The 22,387-nt window shown below is 53.1% G+C and carries 20 protein-coding genes and 1 riboswitch; of the genes, 15 read left to right on the top strand and 5 right to left on the bottom strand.

The window, feature by feature from the left end:
* Positions 1-2: 2 nt before the first annotated feature.
* On the top strand, positions 3-728 hold the full coding sequence (locus CUN67_RS21375; protein WP_208717469.1) for a pirin family protein: 726 nt from the start codon (positions 3-5) through the stop codon (positions 726-728).
* A 112-nt stretch (positions 729-840) separates the two neighbouring features.
* On the opposite strand, the gene iolG is transcribed toward CUN67_RS21375, so the two are convergent.
* Positions 841-1,839, bottom strand: a complete 999-nt coding sequence (gene iolG, locus CUN67_RS21380) for an inositol 2-dehydrogenase (protein ID WP_208717470.1) — start codon at positions 1,837-1,839, stop codon at positions 841-843.
* Between the two features lie 238 nt (positions 1,840-2,077).
* Between iolG and CUN67_RS21385 the strand changes: the two genes are divergently transcribed.
* The 10 genes from CUN67_RS21385 to CUN67_RS21430 all read left to right on the top strand — a co-directional run bounded on the left by CUN67_RS21385 (position 2,078) and on the right by CUN67_RS21430 (position 11,501).
* Positions 2,078-3,103: a LacI family DNA-binding transcriptional regulator gene (locus CUN67_RS21385; protein WP_208717471.1), complete on the top strand. Its 1,026-nt coding sequence runs from the start codon at positions 2,078-2,080 to the stop codon at positions 3,101-3,103.
* 238 nt (positions 3,104-3,341) lie between these two features.
* Positions 3,342-3,461: riboswitch (TPP riboswitch) on the top strand.
* A 127-nt stretch (positions 3,462-3,588) separates the two neighbouring features.
* A complete protein-coding gene (locus tag CUN67_RS21390) occupies positions 3,589-4,533 on the top strand; it encodes an FAD-dependent oxidoreductase (protein ID WP_208717472.1) in 945 nt (314 codons plus the stop codon).
* The gene (gene thiS, locus CUN67_RS21395) at positions 4,517-4,714 is read left to right on the top strand and encodes a sulfur carrier protein ThiS (RefSeq protein WP_208717473.1); all 198 of its coding nucleotides are present in this window, start codon (positions 4,517-4,519) and stop codon (positions 4,712-4,714) included. The genes CUN67_RS21390 and thiS overlap by 17 nt, the downstream gene beginning before the upstream one ends.
* 3 nt (positions 4,715-4,717) lie before the next feature.
* Positions 4,718-5,476, top strand: coding sequence for a thiazole synthase (locus tag CUN67_RS21400; protein ID WP_208717474.1), 759 nt, complete (start codon positions 4,718-4,720; stop codon positions 5,474-5,476).
* An 11-nt stretch (positions 5,477-5,487) separates the two neighbouring features.
* Entirely contained in the window at positions 5,488-6,456 is a 969-nt protein-coding gene (locus CUN67_RS21405; protein WP_208717475.1) for a HesA/MoeB/ThiF family protein, read from the top strand.
* Entirely contained in the window at positions 6,453-7,172 is a 720-nt protein-coding gene (locus tag CUN67_RS21410) for an ABC transporter ATP-binding protein (protein ID WP_208717476.1), read from the top strand. Before CUN67_RS21405 ends, CUN67_RS21410 begins: the two co-directional genes overlap by 4 nt.
* Complete coding sequence (locus CUN67_RS21415; RefSeq protein WP_208717477.1) at positions 7,153-7,890, top strand: ABC transporter permease; 738 nt, start codon at positions 7,153-7,155, stop codon at positions 7,888-7,890. The genes CUN67_RS21410 and CUN67_RS21415 overlap by 20 nt, the downstream gene beginning before the upstream one ends.
* Positions 7,891-7,899: 9 nt before the next feature.
* Positions 7,900-8,835 (top strand): ABC transporter substrate-binding protein, encoded by a 936-nt coding sequence (locus CUN67_RS21420; RefSeq protein WP_208717478.1) that lies wholly within the window; start codon positions 7,900-7,902, stop codon positions 8,833-8,835.
* A gap of 173 nt (positions 8,836-9,008) precedes the next feature.
* A complete protein-coding gene (locus CUN67_RS21425) occupies positions 9,009-9,461 on the top strand; it encodes a hypothetical protein (protein ID WP_208717479.1) in 453 nt (150 codons plus the stop codon).
* A gap of 186 nt (positions 9,462-9,647) precedes the next feature.
* Complete coding sequence (locus tag CUN67_RS21430; RefSeq protein WP_208717480.1) at positions 9,648-11,501, top strand: sigma-54-dependent Fis family transcriptional regulator; 1,854 nt, start codon at positions 9,648-9,650, stop codon at positions 11,499-11,501.
* 31 nt (positions 11,502-11,532) lie between these two features.
* On the opposite strand, the gene CUN67_RS21435 is transcribed toward CUN67_RS21430, so the two are convergent.
* Together CUN67_RS21435 and CUN67_RS21440 are read right to left on the bottom strand one after the other, a co-directional pair.
* Positions 11,533-12,588: a 2,3-butanediol dehydrogenase gene (locus CUN67_RS21435; protein ID WP_208717481.1), complete on the bottom strand. Its 1,056-nt coding sequence runs from the start codon at positions 12,586-12,588 to the stop codon at positions 11,533-11,535.
* Between the two features lie 275 nt (positions 12,589-12,863).
* On the bottom strand, positions 12,864-13,775 hold the full coding sequence (locus CUN67_RS21440) for a LysR family transcriptional regulator (protein ID WP_208717482.1): 912 nt from the start codon (positions 13,773-13,775) through the stop codon (positions 12,864-12,866).
* A 134-nt stretch (positions 13,776-13,909) separates the two neighbouring features.
* On the opposite strand from CUN67_RS21440, the gene CUN67_RS21445 reads away from it, so the two are divergent.
* Positions 13,910-14,911 (top strand): zinc-binding alcohol dehydrogenase family protein, encoded by a 1,002-nt coding sequence (locus CUN67_RS21445; RefSeq protein ID WP_208717483.1) that lies wholly within the window; start codon positions 13,910-13,912, stop codon positions 14,909-14,911.
* Positions 14,912-14,997: 86 nt separating this feature from the next.
* Complete coding sequence (gene nfsB, locus CUN67_RS21450) at positions 14,998-15,651, top strand: oxygen-insensitive NAD(P)H nitroreductase (protein ID WP_208717484.1); 654 nt, start codon at positions 14,998-15,000, stop codon at positions 15,649-15,651.
* Positions 15,652-15,728: 77 nt separating this feature from the next.
* Here the strand turns inward: nfsB and CUN67_RS21455 are convergent, their stop codons facing one another.
* Entirely contained in the window at positions 15,729-17,891 is a 2,163-nt protein-coding gene (locus CUN67_RS21455; protein WP_208717485.1) for a hypothetical protein, read from the bottom strand.
* An 84-nt stretch (positions 17,892-17,975) separates the two neighbouring features.
* The gene (locus tag CUN67_RS21460) at positions 17,976-20,150 is read right to left on the bottom strand and encodes a hypothetical protein (RefSeq protein WP_208717486.1); all 2,175 of its coding nucleotides are present in this window, start codon (positions 20,148-20,150) and stop codon (positions 17,976-17,978) included.
* Between the two features lie 355 nt (positions 20,151-20,505).
* Here CUN67_RS21460 and CUN67_RS21465 point away from each other — a divergent pair, with 355 nt between their 5' ends.
* The gene (locus CUN67_RS21465) at positions 20,506-21,276 is read left to right on the top strand and encodes an ABC transporter substrate-binding protein (protein WP_208717487.1); all 771 of its coding nucleotides are present in this window, start codon (positions 20,506-20,508) and stop codon (positions 21,274-21,276) included.
* A gap of 36 nt (positions 21,277-21,312) precedes the next feature.
* Entirely contained in the window at positions 21,313-22,386 is a 1,074-nt protein-coding gene (locus tag CUN67_RS21470) for a DUF2817 domain-containing protein (protein ID WP_208717488.1), read from the top strand.
* Position 22,387: the final 1 nt, after the last annotated feature.

Consider the following 22,387-nt stretch of genomic DNA (forward strand, 5'->3'; position numbering starts at 1 on the left):
CCATGATTGAACAAAGACTGTCAGCCCAGCGCGGCCACGGTGACCACGGCTGGTTGAACTCACGCCACACGTTTTCTTTTGCCAACTACTGGGACCCGAAACAAACCGGTTTCTCCGATTTGCTGGTGATTAACGATGACCGTGTCGCGCCGGGACGAGGTTTTGGTGCCCATCCGCACAGCAACATGGAAATCATCTCCTATGTACTGGAAGGTGCGCTGGAGCATAAAGATTCCATGGGTACAGGTTCGGTGATTGTCCCCGGTGATGTGCAGCTGATGAGTGCCGGTAGCGGCGTAACGCACAGCGAGTTTAACCACTCGAAAGCGGAAAACGTTCATTTCCTGCAAATCTGGATTGTCCCGGCAGAACGCGCAACGCAACCCGGTTATCAGCAGGTTTCAGTGGCAGAAAGCGACAAACGTGGTCAGCTGCGCCTGATTGTTTCCCCGCAGGGTGATGAAGGTTCACTGAGCGTGCGTCAGGACATTCGCATCTACGCCGGATTATTCAACGGTGAAGAACAGCAGACCTTTACGCTGGATGCCGATCGCTACGCCTACATTCATGTGGCTCGCGGCAGCATTGAAGTGAACGGTGTGGTGTTCAACGAAGGTGACGGTGCGCGTGTGCGTAACGAAACCGCTCTGCAATTCGCCAACGGTAAAGACGCGGAAGTGCTGTTGTTTGACCTGCGTCCACTGGAAGTGAATCATCCGCAGCGTTAAGCCATGATAAGGGAGGCCGGGTGCCTCCCTTAATATTTGCACGCCATTGCGCGATAAATCGCGCCGCTTGTAGCGGCGCAATTTATTGCGCGGGTTTCTGAACAGCGATGTTTTACAACAACGATGCCGGTACCACCGGCTGGCCGGTCTTCAGTGATTCCAGCGCCGCATCCGCCAGCAGCAGGGCCTGCAAACCATCATTCCCTCCCGGATACTGACCTTCTCCTTGCACCAACGCCTCAATAAAGGTTGCCAGCTCGTTGCGGTAGGCTTCGGCATAACGTTGCAGGAAGAAATGCTGTGGCTTTTGCGCCACCACGCCAGACGCCACGGATTTTACCAGCTGGGTTTCCAGCTGATTGGTGACTGCCAGCATTCCTTCGCTGCCATGCACCTCAATCCGCTGGTCATAGCCGTAACTGGCACGGCGACTGTTGGTGATCACCGCCATTTTGCCGCTGGCGCAGGTGAGGGTGACCACGGCGGTGTCCACATCGCCTAATGCTTTGATTTGCGGATCGACCAGCGCAGCGGCTGAGGCATACACCGATACTGGTTCCTCGTTCAGTAACCAGCGCGCCATATCGAAATCGTGAATGGTCATATCACGGAACAACCCGCCGGAGACTTTAACGTATTCCGCCGGGGGCGCGCCCGGATCGCGAGAGCTGATCGTGACCAGCTCGGTGCTACCGATTTCACCGGCACGCAGGCTGGCCTGTAAATGCGCCATGCTGGGATCAAAGCGACGGTTAAAACCAATCATCAAAGGCACACCGGCGGCACGTACCGTGGCGAGGCAGCTTTGTACCCGCGCCAGGCTGAGATCGACCGGTTTCTCGCAAAATATCGCTTTGCCAGCTTTGGCTGCCGCTTCAATCAAATCAGCATGGGTGTTGGTGGCACTGCAAATGGCGACCAAATCGATGCGGCTATCCGCCAGAATGGTGTCGAGATCGGCGACGGTAGCTGCGTATTTTTCCGCCAGCGCATTGGCGGCAGGCGCGTAGACATCCATGACGTAAGCCAGTCGGCACTGTGGATGTGCAGCGATATTGCCTGCATGAATCTGTCCGATTCGGCCAGCACCTAATAAAGCGACATTCAGCATTGGGTGATTCCTCTGAGGGTTACAAGGCAGTGGCGCTATTAATCGATTCTGATGCGGACTTAGTCAAAACAAAGACCGGATGACATCACAAATTGATGAAGCTGATCACAGGTTTTTTTGATGGCAATCACATCAAATAATTATTATTTCTTTAAATTCATTATGTTATATCTATTTGATTTGTCATTTATTAAACGGTTACTGTTATCTGATGAGGTCAAAGACATCAGGAATTACGATGAAGTCACATGTCTGGAAAACGCCGTCGATCAAACAAATTGCTCAGGAAGCGGGGGTCAGCCCGGCCACCGTTGACCGGGTCGTTAATGGCCGTGATGGTGTGCGTGAAGTGACACGCAAAAAGGTTGCAAGCGCGATGGCGCGTCTGGGGTTGGGTTTAAATCCGGTGACGGAGAAGGTCAACAGACCACGTATTGCTGTTATTTGCGAGTCGGGTTCCAGTTTTTTGCACCAGGTCGAACAACAGGTCCGTGCCGCGATTGCGGTTTATCCGCAGCTGCATTTCACCCTGGATAGCGTGCCTAACGTGCAATTTAACGCCGAACGATTCAGCCAGTTGATCACCCGCCGTGCTGCTGAGTGTCAGGGCATCATTCTGCTGTGCCGGGACGAAGTAAAAATCAATCGTGCGGTAAAAGCGGCGACAGATGACGGCATACCGGTGATCTGCCTGACCAGCGATCTGCCCAATTCGCGACGTACCGCCTATGTCGGGGTGGATCAGAGCGCGTCGGGTGCCACGGCCGGATGGTTTATGGGCCGTATGCTGCCCCACCAGCAAGCGGGCAATATCCTGCTGATTTGCAGCTCGACTTATCGGACGCAGGAAGAACGTGAAATTGGTTTTCGCCGCGTGCTACGCGAGGCGTTTCCCTGGCTGACCATCCGCGATCGCGTCAATATTAATGATGAGGCCGATACGGCGTATCGCTGCGTAAAAAAATGGCTGGAAGCGGGGAATCCGCTGGCTGGCATCTACAACACCGCAGGCGGCAACGAAGGGGTGGCAAGCGCACTCAGCGACTTTGGCGTAAAGGAGCAGGTGATATTTATCGGACATGAACTGAGTGAATCGAGTCGCCTGCTGCTGGAAAACGGGTCGATGGACTTAGTGCTGGGACACGATCTGCGCCGTGAAATCGAACTTTGTCTCGCGCTGATACAGCAACCCGGCAGCAGCCAGCCGATTAATGACATCAAAACCCCCTTGCTGACCTGGCACCGTTTTTCATACTTCGCCTGAAGCTGAAGGTTACGGGCAAAATACGCACCATAAAATGATGACGCCAAATATACATATCAGAACGGCGGAAATCACTGAATCAACACACATAATTTGCCTGCCAGGCCAGAAGGATCGGAGACCTCAGCATACCCGGCAATCGTGGAGAAAAGTGCATGATCCTGAAACAGGAGATTTTGATCGGTTAGGCTTTGTTGCTGTGCTGATGCTTGACGAAGTCAGGCGACTACAATACAAATAGACGCGTCGGGGGAGTCTCGCCAGAGAGACTGAGAGGCTAAAAGCGCATTGCGCGGCTTAGCGACCCTTTGAACCTGACCCAGTTGATACTGGCGTAGGAAGACTGACAACCTGCAACGCAGGCTGTCTGGCAGCGGGGCGTTTCCGTGCTACGTATGCTATTTCCCTTCCCCTGTATCCGGGTCTCAGTACAACGACTGAGAGGCCGATATGCAATCTCCTGTTTCTTTTCCGGAATGTCCGTTATGAGTCGCTGGTCGGTTATTGGCGGCGGTGTGACGGGCCTGTGCGTGGCGACCCTGTTAGCGGAACGCGGTGAGCAGATCGAAGTGATAGTCGATGCCAGCCGCACTCCGGCATCCTGGTTTGCGGGCGGTATGCTCGCGCCCTGGTGTGAAGCCGAAAGCGCACCGCGTGCGGTAATTGACCTTGGTCAGCACGCCGCCGCGTGGTGGCAGCAACGGGTCAGCAGCGTCGAACATCAGGGTACGCTGGTGGTGGCACCCTCGCGTGATAGCCAGGAGCTGAACCGGTTTGCCCGCATGACAGAACAGCATCAATGGGTGGATCCTGCCGCAGTGGAACCGGCACTGGCTGGCCGTTTTGCCCGTGGTTTATTTTTCGCCCAGGAAGCTCACCTTGATCCGCGTCTGGCGTTGCTGGAGATGCGAGAAAAATTACAGCAACGTGGCGTGCCGTTTCACAGTGGCAAAGCCACTGGTCGGGTGATTGATTGCCGTGGCATTCATGCTGCCCCTGAGCTGCCGCGACTGCGCGCGGTGCGCGGCGAAATGCTGATTTTGCACAGCGATGAGGTGCAATTCTCACGCCCGATTCGTCTGCTGCATCCCCGTTTTCCCTGCTATCTGGTGCCACGTCGTGGCGGTCATTTTATGCTCGGTGCCACTATGGTGGAAAGCCATGATGCCAGCGCCATCAGTGCGCGCGCCATGATGGAGCTACTCAGCGCGGCTTATACCCTGCATCCGGCACTGGCCGAAGCCCGCATCATTGAAAACGCCAGCGGCCTGCGCCCGGCGTATCCGGCCAATCTGCCGGAAATCCACTATCAAAATGACACCTTTTATCTGAACGGCATGTATCGCCATGGCTTCCTGCTGGCACCGCTGATGGCGGAACAGCTGATGCAGCGCCTGTCTGAGGAACACTTTTATGAACATTCAGCTTAACGGTCACCCGGTGCTGACTGCCGCCAGCACCCTGAGCGAGTTGCTACGCGAGCAGCAAATTGATGCCGCCTGTGTCGCCACCGCGTTTAACGGCATGTTTGTGCCCAGAACACAGTACGACAACCAGCTGCTGGAAGAAGGCTGTCAGCTGGAAGTGTTATCACCGATGCAGGGAGGCTAAATCATGTTTTATGGCTTTGAACCACAATCACGTTTTTTACTGGGCACGGCAGGTTATCCCTCCCCGGCGATTCTGCAACAGGCGATCGCCGCCTCGGGCAGTGAAATCATCACCGTCAGCCTGCGACGCGAAGGCATCGCCGGTGCCGCGTTTCGTGAACTGCTGACGCAGCTGGATATGCGCGTACTGCCGAACACCGCCGGTTGTCACACGGTGCAGGAAGCGGTGACCACTGCGCAGATGGCGCGCGAATTATTTAACACCCCGTGGATCAAGCTGGAGGTCATCGGCCATGCCGATACGCTGCAACCTGATCCCTTCGCACTGGTGGAAGCAGCACGCATTCTGTGCGCCGAGGGCTTCCAGGTTTTCCCTTACACCACGGAAGACCTGATTGTCGGTGAAAAATTGCTGGAGGCCGGTTGCGAAGTGTTGATGCCGTGGGGCGCGCCCATCGGTTCTGGTCAGGGACTGCGCAATATTGAGGGTTTGCGGGCGATGCGTGCCTGGTTTAACGATATCCCACTGATCATTGATGCGGGCATTGGTGCGCCATCGCAGGCAGCACAGGCAATGGAGCTGGGCTTTGATGCTGTTTTGTTGAATACGGCGGTGGCGAAAGCGGGCGATCCGGTGCGGATGGCAGCGGCGTTCCGTCAGGCGATTGAGGCCGGGAAAGCGGCACGCGATGGCGGATTGATGGAGAAACGCGATATGGCGGTTCCCTCGACCCCGGTTTTTGGTCTGGCAAATCTTTGCTGAGGAGAACCTGTATGGATCGCTATCAACGTCAGACGATGTTGCCGGAAATGGGTGAGCAGGGTCAGCAGCGGCTGGAGAAGGCCAGGGTGCTGGTGGTGGGGGCAGGTGGACTGGGGTCGACGCTGCTACCGCTGCTGGTGGGAGCGGGTGTGGGTTTTATCCGCCTCTACGATGACGATACGGTGGCGCTGCATAATCTGCATCGCCAGACGTTGTTTGATATGGAGGATGTGCAGCAATCAAAAGTCGCCAGTGCCCAGCGTGCGTTGCTGCGACGTAATCCACAAGTGCAGGTGGATGCGGTGTCACAGCCGCTGACGGCCAGCAATGTGCAGCAGGCAATGCGTGACATCGATCTGGTCATTGATGCGGCAGATAACTTTGCGGTCACTTATCAGCTATCGGATGCCTGCCATCCCGCAGGGATACCGTTGATCAGTGCCTCGGTGTTAGGGCGTCAGGGCTACGTGGGCGGATTTTGTGGCGCGGCCCCCAGCTATCGCGCGGTCTTCCCGCAGTTACCCACCAGCGCCGCGAACTGCAATACCGCTGGGGTGATGGGACCTGCGGTGGCGACACTTGGCGCGATGCAGGCGCAAATGGCGCTGAGCGTCTTGATTGGCCTGGAGCCTTCGCCGCTTGGTTGCCTGGTGAATTGTGACTTTGTGCACTGGCACTTTCGCCAGTTTCGCTTCGATCGGGCGGCGGAGCCGGATCAGCCCTGGGTGCCTTTTATTGATACCCAGTTACTCACCGCGCAGGACTGCATTGTGGAACTGCGCAGCCGTGAAGAAGCACCGGTCAGTGTGGCAGCCTCGGCGCAGCGTATCCTGCCGCACCAGCTTGACACCTGGCAGCCTCCACAGGATCGACGCATTGTGCTGGTCTGCGCCAGCGGTATTCGCGCGGCCCAGGCTGCGACGACGCTGGCGCAGCGCGGTTATGCGCAGCTGGCCATTCTGGCAGCGAATCGATCATGAGCCAGGATATTACGCTGCATGACCTTGGCTTTGGCTGGGGGGAGCAACCTTTATGCCAGCACCTGAATCTGCACCTGCGTGGCGGCAAAACCACGGTGATGCTGGGCCGCAGTGGTATCGGTAAAAGCACGCTGCTGCGGCTGGTGGCGGGTTTGCTCCAGCCACAGCAGGGCAGCATCAGTGGTGTTGCGGCGAGTGTGGCCTGGATGGGACAACAGGATTTGCTTTATCCGTGGTTATCGGTGCTGGATAACGTGATGCTGGCGGCGCGTTTGCAGCGTGACAAACCCGATCCTGAACGCGCACGGCACCTGCTGGAGCAAGTTAAACTGGCTCATGTCGCCGATGCACGACCTGATACCCTGTCGGGTGGTATGCGTCAGCGCGTGGCGCTGGCTCGTACCCTCTACGCACAACGGGAAGTGGTGCTGATGGATGAACCTTTTGCCACCCTTGATGTAATGACCAAACTCAGCCTGCAAACGCTGACGGCAACCCTGTTACACGGCAAAACCGTGCTGCTGGTGACGCACGATCCGCTGGAAGCCTGCCGCATGGCCGATGACATTTTGCTACTCAGTGGACAGCCGTTGTGTATTGAACACTGGCCGGTACCCGACGGGGTGGCACCTCGCTCGATTGACGACGCAGGCCTGTTGCTGGCGCAGGGCCATCTCTTTACCCGATTGAATCAAGATGAAAAAGAATCTGTTTAGCGCCGTCTATCTGCTGGTGGTGTTGCTGTGCGGCTGGCTGCTGGTGCGGCGCAGCGGTGTGCCCAACTTTTTGCTGCCGGCCCCCGAGGCGGTGCTGGAAGCCTTGTGGAGATATCGCCAGTTGTTATGGCATCACATGCTGTACACGCTGGCGGAAATTGCGCTGGCGTTGCTGCTGGGGGTGGGGGCGGGCGTCCTGCTGGCGGTGCTAATGGCTGCCAGTCCGATGCTGCGACGCGCATTGTTTCCGCTGGTGACAGCCAGCCAGGCAATACCGGTCTTCGCGCTGGCTCCGCTGCTGGTGCTGTGGCTGGGTTTTGGCATGGCTTCCAAAGTGGTTGTTGCGGCGTTGATCCTGTTTTTCCCGCTGTGTTTGTCGTTGTTTGACGGCCTGTGCCGCACTCCGCCAGGTTGGCTGGAACTGGCACAAACCCTGAATGCCTCGCGTTTTCATATTTTCTGGCAGGTACGCTGGCCAGCCGCTTTGCCGCAGTTCTTCTCCGGGTTGCAGATGGCAGTGGTGCTGGCTCCGATTGGCGTGGTGATTGGCGAATGGGTTGGCGCAAGCGAAGGGCTGGGCTACCTGATGATGCAGTCTAATGCCCGGCTGGACACCGCCACCAGCTTTGCCGCGTTGTTGTTGTTACTGATTCTGGCGTTGTTGCTGTCCGGTAGCGTCGCCCTGATCCGCAAGAAAACTCTCTGGCACTTAACCTAAGGATGCACTTTGAACACCCTACGTACTGCGATCACCGCCTTGCTGCTGCTGGCAACCACCAGCGTCGCCCACGCCAATGAAAAGGTTCGTCTGCTGCTCGATTGGTTTGTGAACCCTAATCATGCGGCCATTTTTGCTGCGCAATACAGCGGCGCGTTTAAAAAAGAAGGGCTGGATGTTGAGATGATCGCGCCTGCGGATTCTGCCTCCGTTCCTTTGCTGCTGGCGGCGGGCAAGGCCGATCTTGCTATCAGCTATCAACCACAGCTTTACACGCTGGTGGATAAAGATGTGCCGGTGATCCGTGTGGGCACGCTGATCAATCAGCCGCTGAATACCCTGACCACGGTGTCCCCTGATATCCATTCGCTGAAGGATTTTGCCGGAAAATCGCTCGGTTATGCCATTCCAGGTTTTGAGGATGTGGCGATTCGCAACATGCTGAAATCACAGGGCGTAGATGCGGACTCGGTCAAACTGATCAACCTGAATATGGATGCGGAATCTGCGTTGCTGACGCACAAAATTGATGGAGCCATGACGGTATATCGCAACTATGAGTTGATCGACCTGAAAAATAAGGGCGCGAACCCGGTGGTATTTAAGCCAGAAGATTTCGGTGTACCGGCTTACGATGAATTGATCATTCTGGCAAACCAGAAAACTGCGGCACAGGACCCGCGTATCCCGGCCTTTCTGCGCGGGCTGGATGCGGGCGTAGCCTGGTTGCGTGCGCATCCGCAACAAGCCTGGCAGGCCTTTATTAAGCAATATCCTGAGCTGAACACCCCGCTGAATCATCAGGCATGGCAGGCAACGTTGCCTTATTTCGCCAGCCATAGCGCCACACTGGATACGCAACGCTATCAGGCCTTTGCTGAATACATGAAAGCCAATGGATTAATCCAGCAGGTGGCACCGATGGCAAGGTATTCGTTGCAATAACCTGTTGCTGACTTCCCTGGCGGCGCTAATATCGCCGCCTTTTTTGCATTGCGTGCGGCGCAGGGGCTGAACAGGGGCTGATTTCGGAAAATACTGGAATTGTGTGACTGTCATCACTGATGGTCGCGCGCTAAAATACGCCTTTATCTTTCAGAAAAAGGTTTTTCGTCACGATGCTTTTACGTTACTCGCTGGCTGGCCTGATGGCCGCAACATTGCTTACCGGTTGTGCTCATCATGCTGCTGATACTACAGCTGCTGTCACCGCTGCCACTCCGGCTCCGATTGAGAATGACAACATGGCATCGCCGTTTGATCAGGGCCCGACAGTGATCAATATCACTCATGAAGTGACGCGTACCGATGACGGCTCTGCCATCTATGTGACGGTTGATGGTCAGGATGCAGGTCTGCTGACGAAAGGTGAAGAGAAGCAGGTTCATGTTGCGGCGGGTAAACATAAGGTGGGTGGTTACGTCCAGACACTGTTTGGCTTTGGTCGTGTGACCATTCAATCAGTTGACGTGACGACAGACCCGAACAGCGCGAAAAACGTGGTTTATTCTGTCAGCAAACAGAAACCGTCGTTTAGCGAAACAGCAGCGAGCAAACCTGATAATTCCTGATAGCAGGACGTTGTAGCGGCGCGATTTATCGCGCAATAATTGCGCTGCTACAAAAGCCTTCGGCTAAGCCCCCATTTCACGCCCGTGGCGACAACGCGACATTTTTCCATGCCAGATCTGTTAATTAGGTGTTAATTCGCTATGCTGTGATTCCACTTAACCAGGGTGCCAGGAAGGAGAGGGATTGTGAATCTGAGCCAGCGCGAGCATATCGCCAACGTGGTTACCAGCGTCGAACAGGCGGGTGCGGCAAATATGCTGACTCCGCAGGATAATGCGGTGCAGGCATCCTGGTTACGCTGTGTCACAAGACACGGTCTGGATCCCAGTCGTATGCAGGAAGCGCGCATCCTGCCCGCCCATCAGCTGCGTGAACATTGTCAGCAACTGGAAGAACTGCGTTACGTGGCGCAGCATGGCTTACAACGGTTATATCAACAGATTGCCCCTGCCGGTTACATTCTGCTGCTGGCCGATGCGCAGGGCGTGGCGGTGGATTATCTCGGCGATACCAACGCAGAAATCAGCCTGCGTCGCGCTGGATTGTTCCTCGGGGCGCAGTGGTCAGAAGCGCTCTCCGGCACCTGCGCCGTCGGCACCGCCCTCGCGACGGGGGAAGCCATCACCATCCATCAAACCGAACATTTTGACGCCACCCATATCCCCCTGACTTGTAGCGCAGTGCCGCTGTTCGATTCACAGGGCGATTTGCAAGCGGTGCTGGATATTTCTGCGCTTACCTCCCCACAGCCACGTACCAGCCAGCATCTGGTCATGCAGCTGGCGCGGCAGCAGGCGCAGCAGATCGAGAACGCCTGGCTGTTGCATCGTCACCGTCACGATTGGGTGCTGAAACTCAGCAGCAATCCGGCATGGGCCGATGTACAGCCGGAGTTTTTACTGGCGTTTGACAGCAACGGCCAACTGGTGGGGTTAAATCCGGCAGCCCGCCGTTGGCTGGAGGCCGGGCAACGACCAACTGAATTATCGGTATCAACGTTATTTGATCGTTCGCTCGAGCAGTTGTTGCAGACACAGCAGCTGGAGGATATACACGGGCAGCGACGTTTCTATGCGCAAACTTTATCTCCGGTACGGGTAGCGGCATCCTCTCCTGCAACGAAGAATGTGACGATATCCGCTGAACTGGCGGCGTTAACCGGTGGCGATGCACAACTGGCGCAGCAATTACGCCGAGCAACGCGCCTGTTGGATGCTCCGTTGCATCTGCTGGTTCAGGGCGAAACCGGTAGCGGGAAAGAGTATTTTGCCCGCGCCTTTCATCAGGCCAGCACCCGCCGTAACGGTCCATTTATCGCAGTGAACTGCGCGGCAATTCCGGCCAGCCTGATTGAAAGCGAGTTATTTGGTCATCTGCCGGGGAGTTTTTCCGGTGCGGGTAGTAAAGCGCGCAGCGGGCTGATTCAGGCCGCGCAGGGTGGCACGCTGTTCCTCGATGAAATCGGTGATATGCCGCTGGAGATGCAAACGCGTCTGCTGCGGGTGCTGGCCGAGCAGGAGGTACTGCCGATTGGGGCTCGTCAGCCACAGAAGGTGGATATCCGCGTGATCTCCGCTTCGCACCATGCGTTGACGCAACGTGTGGCTCAGGGGCTGTTCCGTGAAGATCTGCTCTATCGTCTCCAGGGGGCCTGCATAACGCTGCCGCCGCTGCGTGACCGTACCGATATCAACTGGCTGGTTGATAAACTCCTTGCCGGGCGCGCACAACTCAGTGACCCGGCGCGCCTTGTCCTGAACAGCTATCGCTGGCCGGGTAACCTGCGCGAGTTAAATCATGCGTTGCAGTATGCGCTGGCAATGTGTGAGTCAGGAATAATTCAGCTGGGCGATCTGCCCGATACGCTTCAGGCGGCACAGCAGCCTGATCAGACGCAAAGTGAGGCGGGACAACTGATCCAGCAGTTACGCGCTGTGCGCTGGAATATGAGTGAAGCCGCGCGCCAGCTTGGTATCAGCCGCATGACGTTATACCGTCGTCTGCAAAGATTCGCTATTCAGCTGCCGGAACGGCATTAAAGACGGGCCAGCCAGGCTGGCCCGATTAACATTACTGCGGTGGACGTACCAGAATTTTGACCTGCTGTTTCTCTTTCACCAGCGCTTCAAAACCCTGCTCGACCAGATCAGCCAGCTCAATGCGTTTGGTCACCAGTTTGTCAGCCTGGAAATAACCCTGCACCATCAACTCCATCACTGCCGGGAAAATATGACGGTAGGCGATGATGCCTTTGATGCTACGCTCGCTCAGTACCACTTTGTTCGGGTGGAATGCGGCTTCACCTTCCCAGATAGATACGATAACGGTCTCTCCTTCGTAGTTGGTGCTGTCGATACACTGTTTCAGCACCACCGGTACGCCGGTCACCTCATAGGCCACATCAACGCCGCCATCGCTCAGCTCGCGAATTTTCGCCACGGCATCTTCTTTGCTCGGATCGATGACCACTTTTGCGCCCAGTTCGCGCGCTTTCTCCGCACGTTGCGGGGAGAGTTCCACTACGTAGATCTCAGCGGCACCGGCGGCGCGCAGCGCTTCGATAACCAGCAAACCAATCGGGCCGGCACCAAATACCGCCGCTTTGTCGCCTGCTTTCAGCTTGCTCATGCGCACCGCATGTAACGCCACCGCAGCAGGTTCCACCAGCGCACCTTGTTCATAAGAAAGGGCGTCCGGCATGCGATGCACCATATGTTCTGCCACTGTGGTATAGCTGGCGAAACCACCGCCGCCACCGGACAGACCGTGGAAACCGAGGTCACCACACAGGTTATATTTGCCTTCACGGCAGGCCGGGCATTCGCCGCAGGAGAGAATCGGCTCGACCACCACGCGGTCGCCAACTTTGACTTTAGTGACACCTGTACCAACCTCAACCACCTGACCCGAAAACTCATGACCGAGAACAATCGGCGCAATGTCATGGCTGATTTTGTGCGGTTTTTCTACCGGGACGAAGATCGGACCCGCGATGTATTCATGCAGATCGCTGCCGCAGATGCCGGTCCATGCGACTTTGATTTTGACTTTTCCGGCTGTGACCTGGGGTTCTTCAATGTCATCGACGCGAATGTCGCGTGCTTTATACCAACGTGCCGCTTTCATTATGTTCTCCTTGAGGCTGGCATTATTTCTGTCCATTGCCACCAAAGGTGGCCGGTGCAGAAGCTCAGCGTGGCTATAGCGAAAACTGTGCCAGTCCGATGGGGAGGGTAACTATATGAATTTAAAGGATGGTGTTATCAGGGAGAATGTCGCAGTGATACAGTTGTAACAGGTGCAGATGTAACACTGTGACATAAAAGGCGCGCGATAAATCGCGCCGCTACGCTGTTGGCACGGATGGGTAGCGGCGCGATTTATCGCAGATTCGAGGCAAACTAAGCTGAAAGCTGCGCGGTCAGCGCGCGCAGATGGGTGCGCAACAGCTGATGCAATGCCCGGATGGCCGGGGAAAATTGTTTGCGATGCGGGCAGATAAGATGCAGTGGGGTGCTTTCACCAGGTTGCTGTGGCAGCACCACTTCCAGCCGTCCCTCTCGCACGTCGTCACACACATCAAGCCAGGATTTATAAGCGATGCCCATCCCAGCAACCGCCCAGCGGCGGGCGACATCCGCGTCGTCACAGAGCAGACGGCTTTTAACCGTAATCTGGCGGCGCATCCCTTCCTGGGGAAAGGTCCATTTGTCGTACACATGGCCGTTCATCACAAACAGCAGGCAATTATGCCGCGCAATATCCTCCAGCGTTTCCGGACGGCCATGCTGATCGAGCCAGGCCGGTGAGGCTACCATCACCCGGCGATTATCTTCGGCCAGCGGCAGAGCAACGTAACTGCTGTCATCCAGTTTGCCGTAGCGAATGGCGATATCCACCGGATCACGAAATACATCGCTGATTTGATCAGAGAGGAAGAGACGCACCGACAGCGCCGGATGCTGGCGGCAAAATTCGGTAATCAACGGCAGTACGATATTGCGCCCGATATCCGATGGCAGCGCGATTTTCAGTTCACCGGATAACGCATCTTCATGGCTTTGCAGGCTTTCGGCACCGGCCTGCATCAGCGCCAGCATCTCCTGGGCGTAGGGCAGGTACTTTTCCCCTTCAGCGGTGAGACGCAGGCTGCGAGTGGATCGGGCAAATAACCGTTTATCCAGCTCCCGTTCCAGACGCTGAATGGCCGCGCTGACCTGGCCTGGCAGCAGATCAGCCTCACGTGCAGCGCGAGAAAAGCTGCCAAGCGCAGCGGAACGCACAAATAACGTCACATCTTCCAGTCTGATCATTTCAATTCCCCAGCGACAGCGGATTTTCACTCTAAAAGTGAAAGTGTTCACCGGCAAGTGATGTTTTTCGCAAGGATGGGGCAGCGTAGGCTTATCGTCATTCCATGAACCCCTTGAGATATAAGGACTGACCGATGAAAGCCATTGTTTACAGCCAGAATGGTTTACCGATTTCTGATGAAAATGCGTTGTATGACCTTGATGTTGCCAAACCCCAGCCGGGCGATCGTGACCTGTTGGTCAAAATCAATGCCATCGCCGTTAACCCGGTCGATACCAAGGTACGTGCCGGTGCACCAACCGATAAACCGCGGATTCTGGGTTGGGATGCGGTGGGTGTGGTGGAAGCGGTGGGCGAGGCGGTGACGTTGTTTCAGCCAGGTGATGAAGTTTATTACGCCGGTGATATCACCCGCCCCGGTAGCTATGCCGAGTATGGGCTGGTGGATGAGCGTATCGCCGGTCATAAGCCGCAATCATTGAATGATGCTGATGCTGCCGCGCTGCCTCTCACCGCGTTAACCGCGTGGGAATTACTGTTTGATCGCCTTGAAATCAAGGCTGAGGATAACGCCGCGCTATTGATCATCGGCGCAGGGGGCGGTGTGGGTTCAATGCTTACCCAGCTTGCCAGTAAACTCACCCGCCTGACGGTAATAGGGACGGCATCCCGTGCTGAAACGGCGGAATGGGTGCGCTCACTGGGGGCTGACCACGTGATTGATCATCAACTTCCGCTGGGTGAGCAACTGAAGGCGCTGGGTATTAGCAACGTACGTTATGTCGCCAGCCTGACGCATACCGATAGCTACTACCCGCAGCTGATTGATGTGCTGGCCCCGCAGGGTAAGCTGGCGCTGATTGATGATCCTGAAACGCTGGATGTTGTGCCGCTGAAGCGCAAAGCGATCTCGTTGCACTGGGAGTTGATGTTTACCCGTTCCCTGTTTCATACCGCCGACATGCAACGCCAGCATGACATCCTGCAACAGGTGAGCGCGCTGATTGATGATGGCACCCTGCAAACCACCGCTGGTGAACATCATGGCACCATCAACGCCAGCAACCTGCGTAAGGCCCATACCTTAATCGAGAGTGGCCGGGCGCGCGGAAAAATTGTGCTGAGCGGCTTTTAACGTATTGAAACACAAATCGTTAACCCGTGAGTTAGCGAGGCGGATATCGTATTGCCACATAACCCGTTACTGTTCTGGAGAAAAACATGACGCTGAATGATGCTGTGGTCCGTCGCCACACGGTGAAAGCCTTTACTTCCGGTAAAAGCCTGCCGGACAGCGAGATTGAAACCCTGCTGCATGTGCTGCGCAACAGCCCTTCATCGGTGAATTCGCAACCGTGGCACTTTGTGGTGGCCTCGACCGCTGCCGGTCGCGAGCTGATCGCGCAATCAACACAAGGCCCCTTTGTTTATAACGGCCCTAAAGTGCTCAATGCCTCGCACGTTATCGCGCTGTGCATGCGTACCGATCTCGACGAAGCGCATTTACAAAATGTACTGGCGCAGGAAGAGAAAGACGGTCGCTTTCTGAAGCCGGAGGCTAAGGCTGGTCAGGATAAGAGCCGTCGTGGCTATGTCGATATTCACCGTTACGAACAACGCGATATTCCGCAATGGATGGAAAAACAGGTTTACCTCGCGTTGGGTGGCCTGCTGCTGGGCGCTGCGATGCAGGGTATTGATGCCACGCCGATGGAAGGTTTTGATCAACGTGCGCTGGACCAGGCGCTGGGACTGCGTGAAAAAGGGCTGACCAGCGTGGTACTGGTTTCGCTTGGCTACCGTAGCGAAGAAGATTTCAACGCGGCACTGCCGAAATCACGTCTGCCGCGCGAAGAGATTTTTACCTTTATTTGACGATTCAAATACGTTCCGTAACAGCGCGATTTATCGCGCTGTTTTAAAAGACGCGCGATAAATCGCGGAAGCGATGATTACGTCAGAGGATAATGGAGCCTGATGGCCTTATTCATTTCTGCACCGCGTTCGCCAGGTATTTTGTAGCTGGCGACAATATCTACCACAATGGCAGAGCAGGTGTAGGTACTACCTGATTGCGGCATCAGACGTTCCTTCCACTCATCCGCATCAACGGGATTAATCATATCGGGTCGAAACTGCTGGATATCATCGATCAAATCCCTTGCCAGCTGGCGTGGGGCATTGGCCGAAACCTCTTCCTCTGCATAAAAACGGGTGGAAAACAGGTCTGCCAGCATACGTATGATGATCATCCCGGCGATAATTTTTTGCTCAGCATCAGAGAACTTCTTGCGGCTCAGTGCCAGCCGATGTTGAGCAACTTCAATCAGTTGCCAACGCAGTGCTTTGGCTTTATTTCTGTCCTCATCAGTTTCAGCGCGATAAAAAGGCTCCAGTATCTCGCATAACAGAGATTCGTCGGCTGCTGTTATGAGTTTCGTGGATACAGCAACTTTGCGCATCAGCAGGGAAACCATATGGTTTTCAATCTCTGTAGCCCTGTCCTTTTGCAGACTTTCAAGGCCGGAAGAATGGGAAAACAGAAAACGAATCACCGGAGTCATAATGCCGCCGGACCGGCTCCAAAGGGAATGCAGCTTAGGGAAAACTTCCAGCACGCTGCTGATATTCGTTAGTCCAGCGGGGATATCTGTAACGGTTTTTTCCTCCTGGTAGCGCAACAATGCGTAGCGCTCTGGTGTCTGGCTGGCGTAGAGCAGGCCGATGAAATCCTCTGCCGGAAGATAGAGGGCGGTCTTATTATCAGGATTATAGAAAATCTGATGTGGTGCATCGGCATCTTCCAACATCATTTCATTTTCTATATAACTGACAAAATCCTTAATCGGTGTTTGTCGATAAAATTTGTCCCTTAGCTCGCTGTTAGACTTAATGAGCTGGTTTATCGGGAACTGATAATCAAGGAATTCCTCTTCCTTCAATTTCATGAATAGCTCAGAGAGATCGGCATGTGGGGAGTCCGAAAGCAATGCATTCTTGCTGTGACGCAATAACTCACGATCGATAAAATCTTTGATAATTGTCGAGTCGGCATAACAATTATTGGTCATTTCTCTAATGAATGATAATTTCAATGTGGTGGAATGATTAAATGTTTCTGCCAGTAAGCTATCTCCATTGAGCATCGCGATCACTTGTTCGGCAAAATCACAACGAACGACATTATTTTTAAGTGTGGCAAGTATTTTAAAAAATAACGCGCCACTTTCAGTGTTGTTAATACTGTCCAGATAAAGGTCGATATCTCTGAGGGAAGCAAACATTTCAGGGTTAATGGTAATTGAACCAGGCTGATAATCACCAAAGTTTATCCCTGATAAGTTGCACCTGCCTGACGGGGAAAATTTATCGATGTTAATATCAGTAAAGTCCACATTCCTCCGGCAATCAACGTTGTCGAGAGCAAAATCTGTTGCTTTTACTTTCCTGAAACTGATATCTTCAAGCCCAAAGTCACATTGAAATCCTCCTGAGATTTTCACGTTTTGCCATTCACTATTGGAAAAATCCACCCCTTCCATCAAATGTGAACGATCATCAAAGATCACAAGATTTTTCAGTTTGCAATTTACCATGGTGGTATATGAAAATTCACAGCATCTGAGGATGCCCTGTTCTCCCTGGTATAATCCATCGATGATTGTTCCATCCATACTGGTGTTTTTAAGAGCCATTCCGGCCCACAAAAATTTATGCTTTTCCGCTTTAATCAGGCAGTTATTCATCTCCATCCGGCTGGTGACATAATGATTATCGAATTTTAAATCGATAAAAGTGTCACCATTAAATATCAGTGGTTCATAAAAAGCACCAGGTTTAAAACTTTTCTCATAGCCAAAACCCAGGCCGCGAAAAGTTCTGGGACGTTGATCATGAGGCCGGATATTATGCATATAATCAATAAAGGTCTCGCCGGTAATATCTTTCAGTTCAGTGACGTTGTCAGCATGCAGGATATTAACGACTGATGGCGCATTTGATGAGGGGCGCGCTGAAGTATTATTGATTACCGGGAGAGATAGCGCTCCGGGCTGAAGGTCTTCTGATGAGCTTACCGGGGGGGAGGGTATAACATTAACAGACATATCGGACATAATATCTTTCCTGAAAGATGTGAGATATCGCGCCGGCGTGCTCCTTTTCCTCAGCGGAAAAGGAGCATATAACCGGGAAGTGAGTTAACTTAGAGGATAGTAAAGTTGCATTATTTTATTCATTTCCTCACCATATCTCCCGGATATCTGGTAGCTATCCATCCTGCGAGCTAATGCCACAGAACTGGATAATTCATTTTCTGATTTTGGCATCAGCAGGCTAGTCCACAACGCCGCTTCGTCTTCAGAAATGGCTTCAGGTGCAAAAGCCTTAAGGTCCTCAATCAGTTTTAGGGTGAGCTGTCGAGGGGCATAAGGAGATTTGTCTGTCACTGTACAATAACGCGTATAGAAAATATCAGACAACGTTCTTATTAAGTACACGATCGCGATGGTTTTCTGTTCGTGTCCCGGGAATTGTTTTATTTTTGGCGACAATTCCCGTTGCATTAATTCTACCAGCTGCCAGCGCGCATTGTCGGCATTCGGCCCATCAATATAAAAAGGAGCAAACATCTCGCTTAGTAAATTTGCGTCATTTTTTAAGTCTAATCTTCTTGTCCGATAAGACTTATGCTTGAACATTGAAATCATCTGATTTTTGATCTGCTGTGCTCGTGCAGCCTGTCCTGCATCCAATGTGTTACTACGTTCGAACAGAGAATGGACGACTGGTGTGAAGAGACCATCGGCACGGCTCCATAGACTATGCAATGCCGGGAACTCAGACAGAACACGGCTTTGACGTTCTACGGTAGCTGACTCCTCAATAACCCTGTTTTCTTCGCCCGCCCTGTATTGCAAAAAGGAAAACTGCTGTGGTACCTGATTCGCTTCAACTAACTTTTTATATTCCGTGACGGGAAGATATAAAGCGGTTTTCATATCATCCGGATTATAGAAGATATGATAGACTGAATTCCCACCCGTCGTCGTTTTTTCATTTTCTAAATACTTAACGAATTCCTTAATCGGTGTTACCTGATAGAACCTCTCCTTCAATGAAGGATATTCGGCGATTAACTGATTGACAATAAATTGACGACCAAGGAGTTCGCTATCTTCGAGCGCACAAAGAGCACGATACATAGAGGGTCGCAAACTCTCAGGAATAAGGATGTCATTGCCTTCTTTTAACAACTCGGTTGTTATAAAATTCTGAATCTTAGGGGATGTGTCATAATCCGAATGAGCCAAATGGGTAATGATGGATTGTCGCAGAGTTATCGAGTTGGCATAAATGACTGACAATACCGGTTCATGTTTTATCATCTGAATGAGCTGTTCAGCGAAATCATGCTTCACGGTCTTGTCAGGTATCGAGTCAAGGGTGTGTAAAAAAAGTGCGCCCAACGCTACATTATTTATGTTGTCGAGATAGGGATCAATCTTTCTCACATCGTTAAACATTGCCGGGTTGATTGTAATCATACGTTTTTGGTAAATGCCAAATCTTGCATCGGTAAATTCGGTTCCTCCCAGCGGTGAAAATTTGGTTATTTTCGCATTGATCAGATCAACGTTTTTGGCACATTGTACTGCATCCCATGTCAGATTGGTGGCTTGCATATTACGAAAGCTGGTATCTTCAAATTTATAATAACTTATGTCGTCCAAACCTCGAAAACCTTCAAACGCCATATTTATCATGGTGGAATCAGTAAATTTAGCCCCCGCAATCAACCTGGTATCGCTATCATAAATTCTAAAATTTTTCAATGTACATTGAGACATATCTGCGTCAGAAAAATAACACGATTTGATCTCTGATCTTGAGCCTTTATATGAACCATCGATGGTAGAACCCTGCCAGTTGGTTTTTCCTAAGTCTACTTTTAACCAGCTTAATTTATGTTCTCCCGTTCCGATCATGCAATCATTGAATTTAACATTCATATCCTTGCTAATGTTAAAGCAATATAATTCCATATCGATAAACGTATCATTCTTGAAGTGCAGTGGCCCTCGGTATTCTCTGGGGTTGTACTCCGCATAAGGTGAAAATTTAATATTACGAAATGTCGCTGGGGTGGGTGTCGTGGATTTTCGCTTATTCATAAAAGCCACAAATGTTTCGGGGGTGACGTCATTCTGCACCGGAACACTATCCACCTCCATAGCTTCCCTGGGTGTAGTAGCCATTGAAGCGGGAAGTGTTCCAACATTATCAATCTTTACAGGGACGACGGGAGGTGGGTTGTTCTCACCTGAAGACGACGGTGTTATTGGAGATGTTGATTGAATTGAGTTTGTGATCATAATCTTTCCTGATTGGTGATGTAATTTGTCCGCCTGACTTGAGATGCGGTCGGCGATATAAATAGGTGTATTATCTCTTAACGGTAAAACTGCATTCTGAAATATGACTGAATAGATAATGATAAAAGTGTGATCCGGGTGGTGTGCTAATCGGTAAACATCTTTGGTACATGCGGCATGGCCTGATAACTGAGGTATTAAGAAAAAATTAATGCCGTATAAAGAATTCTCTAACACATTAAATAATATAAGATTTTACTCTGGATGAATGTTGTCTATTTTCTGGTGAGAAGGCAGGCCGCATGTTATTTAATCTGAGTGTCGTGCTTAAACTCACCTGCATTCCGGAGATAACATGAAAAAGAACTTGTCCCTCGCGTTGCTGCTTTCGCTTACTGCGTTTACCCAGGTTGCTCTGGCGCAGCAAACCCTGCGCTTTGGTGTTGATCCCACCTTCCCACCGTTTGAATCCAAAGCGGCTGATGGTTCACTCCAGGGTTTTGATATTGATTTGGGTAATGCGATTTGCGCCCAGGCAAAGGTGAAGTGCCAGTGGGTGGAGATGGGTTTTGACAGCAGCATTCCTGCCCTGCAGGCGAAGAAATTCGATGCCATCCTGTCAGCGATGTCGATGACCGATAAACGTCGTCAACAGGTGGCGTTTAGCGACATGCTGTATAACACGCCGAGTGCGTTGCTGGCACCCTCAGCCAGCAAGCTGACGACCGATATTGCCTCCCTGCGCGGCAAAACCATCGGGGTGGCGCAGGGCACCATCCAGGAAACTTACGCCAAAACCAAATGGGCACCGGAAGGGGTCAATGTGGTCTCCTATCCGAATCAGATGGAGGTGTACCCTGATCTGCTGGCCGGTCGTCTGGATGGCAGCCTGAGCAATGCCGTCTCCGCTGAACAGGGATTCCTGACCAAACCGGAAGGCAAGGACTACGCCATCAAAGGCACGCTGGTCGATAAAAAGATTTTTGGCGACGGTGTGGGTATCGCGTTGCGTAAAGGGGATGAAGAAAACCTGAAGATGATCAACGCGGCTCTGGCAAAGATTCATAAAAACGGCACCTATGATCAGCTGACCAAAAAATACTTTAAATTCAAGGTTTATCCCTGATTATCCCGGCATGACGATTCGCAGGAGTCTGAAAATATGTCATTACCCCAATACAGCGTTCAGCGTGCGCGCTTTCTGGCAACTGCGGAGAGCAAAGGTGCTGTGATTACGTCTTACCCACATCCTCTGCCTGGCCCGCAGGGGGAAAATCTCTACACCGACGTGGCGCGACTTGGCCCGGTCGCCGCATCACGTCTGATGCTGGTGGTATCCGGTACTCACGGTGTTGAAGGCTACTATGGCTCGGATTGCCAGATTGCCTGGCTCGATACGCTGGATGAAAAGACATTACCTGCGGATACCGCAGTGCTGCTGGTCCATCTGCTGAATCCCTGGGGAGCGGCCCATCTGCGGCGTGTCAACGAAGACAATATTGACCTCAACCGTAATTTTATCGATTTTAGCCAACCGGTCCCTGCCAACCCGGATTATGCCCAGTGGCACGGTATTTATCATGGTGACCGTGGCAGTGCCGATCGGCAACTGGCTGAAGCGCTCGGGAGCGTTGGCTGGCAGGCGGTAAAACGCGTAGTGGAAGCTGGGCAGTACGCGACTGCCGAAGGTTTCTTCTTTGGTGGTCACGGGCCGTCCTGGTCGCATCAGACGATGGCGGCCATCATCGATCAGCATCTTACGCTGGCGAAAACCATCATCAGTTTTGATCTGCATACCGGGGCCGGGGCCTGGGGGCATCCGATGCTGCTGTCCATTGCGGAGCAGCGTTATGCCGTACATGACTGGGGTAAGGCAATTTACGGTGAATGGCTGACGTTGTTGTTTACCGGGGCTGGACGTGACAGCGCGACAGGCGTTACCGCGACGGCGACGGGTTATCTGTCGCAATACCTGCTGACGACGCTCGCCGACACCCGAATTTTGCCGCTGGTGGTGGAATGCGGGACTTACGTGGGGGAAGAGATGCACCAACGGGTACGGGAAGATCACTGGCTGCATTTGTATGGTGAACCTGCCAGTGCGGCAGGTCAGGCTATCAAGCAGCAACTGGTGGAGGGATTCTGGCCCAGCGATGCTGACTGGCGTGCGTTAGTGGCTTTCCGCACGCAACAAATCTTTCTGCGCGGCTGGCGTGCCCTGACGGACACGCCCTGAT

This window comes from Pantoea cypripedii, assembly GCF_011395035.1.
Lineage (GTDB): Bacteria > Pseudomonadota > Gammaproteobacteria > Enterobacterales > Enterobacteriaceae > Pantoea > Pantoea cypripedii_A.

Excerpts from the sequence above, each read along its gene's own strand:
- CUN67_RS21470 (WP_208717488.1), top strand. The coding sequence starts at position 21,313 with ATGTCATTACCCCAATACAGCGTTCAGCGTGCGCGCTTTCTGGCAACT.
- iolG (WP_208717470.1), bottom strand. The coding sequence starts at position 1,839 with ATGCTGAATGTCGCTTTATTAGGTGCTGGCCGAATCGGACAGATTCAT.
- thiS (WP_208717473.1), top strand. The coding sequence starts at position 4,517 with ATGAACATTCAGCTTAACGGTCACCCGGTGCTGACTGCCGCCAGCACC.
- CUN67_RS21405 (WP_208717475.1), top strand. The coding sequence starts at position 5,488 with ATGGATCGCTATCAACGTCAGACGATGTTGCCGGAAATGGGTGAGCAG.
- CUN67_RS21445 (WP_208717483.1), top strand. The coding sequence starts at position 13,910 with ATGAAAGCCATTGTTTACAGCCAGAATGGTTTACCGATTTCTGATGAA.
- nfsB (WP_208717484.1), top strand. The coding sequence starts at position 14,998 with ATGACGCTGAATGATGCTGTGGTCCGTCGCCACACGGTGAAAGCCTTT.
- CUN67_RS21425 (WP_208717479.1), top strand. The coding sequence starts at position 9,009 with ATGCTTTTACGTTACTCGCTGGCTGGCCTGATGGCCGCAACATTGCTT.
- CUN67_RS21390 (WP_208717472.1), top strand. The coding sequence starts at position 3,589 with ATGAGTCGCTGGTCGGTTATTGGCGGCGGTGTGACGGGCCTGTGCGTG.
- CUN67_RS21410 (WP_208717476.1), top strand. The coding sequence starts at position 6,453 with ATGAGCCAGGATATTACGCTGCATGACCTTGGCTTTGGCTGGGGGGAG.
- CUN67_RS21460 (WP_208717486.1), bottom strand. The coding sequence starts at position 20,150 with ATGATCACAAACTCAATTCAATCAACATCTCCAATAACACCGTCGTCT.
- CUN67_RS21465 (WP_208717487.1), top strand. The coding sequence starts at position 20,506 with ATGAAAAAGAACTTGTCCCTCGCGTTGCTGCTTTCGCTTACTGCGTTT.
- CUN67_RS21440 (WP_208717482.1), bottom strand. The coding sequence starts at position 13,775 with ATGATCAGACTGGAAGATGTGACGTTATTTGTGCGTTCCGCTGCGCTT.
- CUN67_RS21455 (WP_208717485.1), bottom strand. The coding sequence starts at position 17,891 with ATGTCCGATATGTCTGTTAATGTTATACCCTCCCCCCCGGTAAGCTCA.
- CUN67_RS21415 (WP_208717477.1), top strand. The coding sequence starts at position 7,153 with ATGAAAAAGAATCTGTTTAGCGCCGTCTATCTGCTGGTGGTGTTGCTG.
- CUN67_RS21375 (WP_208717469.1), top strand. The coding sequence starts at position 3 with ATGATTGAACAAAGACTGTCAGCCCAGCGCGGCCACGGTGACCACGGC.
- CUN67_RS21400 (WP_208717474.1), top strand. The coding sequence starts at position 4,718 with ATGTTTTATGGCTTTGAACCACAATCACGTTTTTTACTGGGCACGGCA.
- CUN67_RS21385 (WP_208717471.1), top strand. The coding sequence starts at position 2,078 with ATGAAGTCACATGTCTGGAAAACGCCGTCGATCAAACAAATTGCTCAG.
- CUN67_RS21435 (WP_208717481.1), bottom strand. The coding sequence starts at position 12,588 with ATGAAAGCGGCACGTTGGTATAAAGCACGCGACATTCGCGTCGATGAC.